The sequence below is a fragment of the Verrucomicrobiota bacterium genome (genome assembly GCA_037139415.1).
GTDB lineage: Bacteria > Verrucomicrobiota > Verrucomicrobiia > Limisphaerales > Fontisphaeraceae > JBAXGN01.
Map to the genome: position 1 here is coordinate 1 of JBAXGN010000348.1, position 2660 is coordinate 2660.

Here is a 2660-nt window from a genome sequence, read left to right on the forward strand (position 1 = left end):
AAAGTTACGCAATTTTTTGCGCGAACGCAACATTTATCTTTACGAAGTCAAAGTAGATTCCCGTCCATGAGCACAAACTGGGTGAAAATATGATGGCGAGCCAAAAGTAATGCTTCCTTACCGGAACGCAACCAGTGAAAGCATCAAATGTGCCGAAAAGCAAATTCCTATCAGTTATCAGTATCAGTCAAAACAAAATGTCCCCAAAACCATCCTTCCGATTGCGCTTGCTAGCCAGCTCCGTTTCTGTTCCGCGTAGGTGCGCCGCGCGCTTAAAACCCCCAACCCGATTCCGTGACCATATCCGTTCCGCGCTCCGGCACCCGCTGCCCGGACGCACGGCCCTGCCCACACATCCTCCGCTTCGCAACCCCTGCGGGCCGCCAATGCGCCCCAAGGGGGAAACAAGGGCTAATTCGGAACTGCGCGCGAAATAACCCTCGCCTCCAGAGTGAAGACAGCCCACGATACAATTGTCAATTATTTGAAGCATGAGCGTGGTGCCTAACGAAAAAGTTAGCTTTGAGCGAAGGGGCAAAGGGGACTGAGTCTCGGGTTGAACAAGCCCGGTAGGGAGCAGAGAGCAGCGGTGACGGTTATTATAATCGTGTCGCTCCTGACGGAGCTTGATGGGGGGGGTGATGGAAGGTTTTACTATAAACATGCCGCTCCTACGGAGCTGAAGTTAGGGGAAGGATAAACCAACTTGCACTTGCGGTTCTGGCATAAGCGGTTAATGTTTTTTCGCGATGCGAGTTGAAAATATTACTGAAGAGGCGATGGCCAAACTCCGCCAGAAGTATCCGGGATGAGATACGAATTCCATCCGGCAGCGCTGATTGAGTTTTTACCGCAACGCGCCAAGTGAAAGCATCCAATATGCCCAAAGCAAATTCCTATCAGTGCCAACCGCTGAAAGTGAAATACGGAACGCAGGAAGTGGCAGTGCCCACCAAGATCGGCGAGACCTATCGCCTGGACGGCAGCTTGAAGCTGGGGAAATAACCCTTCGGCGAACAGATTCGATATGTTACGGTTTTGCCTTTGCCGGCTTTTCGGCGGCAGCGGTGGTGATTTTCTTATCCAGAAATAGCTTCCATTCCCAGGTTCCCGCCCAAGCATGCTGCCGGGTGCCATCGGCAGCCTTGGTGGAGGTGAGCCCGGTTTTATTGCGGTAAGCCGCCCGGATTCGGTCGTCCGTGATTTGAATGACAAAGAAACCCGCGTCGGTATGGCCATCATTGATGCAGTCCCATTTTTTGGTTTCACCCTCCGGCGCCCATTGGCGTACCCCAGTGGCAGTATGCCCATAGAGGTAGAGCACAATGTTGTAATTCTTGGCAGCCTCATAAACCTCTTTCCAGTCCTGCTTGGTCCACCAATCCGTGTCGAAGCCGCAGTGGCTCATCAGTACCACTGGCCGGCCGCTGGTCCCCACCTTTTCCGCCAGGTCCTTTGTCAGGAAGCTCAGCGATTCCTGCGGGTCGTGCCAGACCGGGGAGTAATGTACCCCCTCCCGTTGCTTGTCCGCCGGGTATAGGTTCAGTTGCACCAGATGCACATCATCCCAATCCCAGGAATAATGCAACCCGTTGCTCGACAGGTTTGAAATAAAGCCTTTCTGAAGGCGGACCTGATTGCGTTTGCGGATCTGTGCCTGCGAACTGAACCCGCTTTTCTCTTTGCCCTCCGGCGGGCCGTCATGGTTTCCCCAACCCTCGAAAACTGGGTACCGTAATGCACCATCGGTGCCATCCAGGCCGAAATCCTTCCGGAAAAACTCATATTGCTCCACGCTGATTTTTCGTGCACCGGATGCTCGGTCGCCATCATCAATCAAATCCCCTAGCACCACCACGCCGCGCGGCAGATGAATGTTAACCCCGCCCAGTTTGTCCGGCCAGGTCACATTGGTGATCCCGTTCATCTCCAGAATGGATGCGTGGTTCAAGTCATTATGGTTCCCTTGTTTATGGTCCGGTTCCCGGTAATGGCAGTCGGAGGTGGAGAGAAATGTGAGGTCGCGGCCAGCCAGGCGCAGGGCGCACAAAAGGCATGCCACCAGTACGGAAGTTTTCGTCAGACTCATACGCGTATTGCCATTATCTACGTCGGGAACATTACTCCCGGGTTGCCCCTGAAGCCAGCCGGAAGATGATGATTCCGCCAAGCGGATCACCGCAACGCAACCACCTAACCCTGACCCGCCCCCCAAGCCAATCCCCAGCCCCAGCGACCAGAACCAAACCCTCGCCCAGACCCGAAGCCTGAAAAAAGGTGGCGAACGTTGATGCTGGACTGGGAAAAGTGCAGCGTAATTTGATCGGAGGGTGGGGTACCCCTGCCATTTTGCGGGTTTTGTGCAGGGTAAAAGGGCTTGAAAATTTGTAACATGCAGAATTGCAATGTAATACAAATTTGCCATTGTCTGCTAATGAGTCAAACCTGTGCAGAGGTGGTCGGTCAGGCATCGGGTATAAAGGGAAAACAGGGTGGAGAGGTGGGGTCGGTTTGTGACTTATTTATGCCAAATTTAAAAATGATTATTAAAACCAGGCCGTTAAAGTCACAAATAGTGTCCACCTCTCCACCCTATACACCTGCACATAAATACCGCTACATATGAACTGGAAAAACCTTGTCCAGTGCGGCTTTTCGTA

The 2660-nt window shown here is 52.9% G+C and carries 2 protein-coding genes; one reads left to right on the forward strand and one right to left on the reverse strand.

Annotated features, from left to right (window positions below; translation table 11 throughout):
* The first annotated feature begins 879 nt into the window (after positions 1 to 879).
* On the forward strand, positions 880 to 1005 hold the full coding sequence (locus WCO56_29500; GenBank protein MEI7733737.1) for a hypothetical protein: 126 nt from the start codon (positions 880 to 882) through the stop codon (positions 1003 to 1005).
* Positions 1006 to 1030: 25 nt separating this feature from the next.
* Here WCO56_29500 and WCO56_29505 read toward each other — a convergent pair whose 3' ends face one another.
* Complete coding sequence (locus tag WCO56_29505; protein MEI7733738.1) at positions 1031 to 2089, reverse strand: metallophosphoesterase; 1059 nt, start codon at positions 2087 to 2089, stop codon at positions 1031 to 1033.
* Between the last annotated feature and the right edge of the window lie 571 nt (positions 2090 to 2660).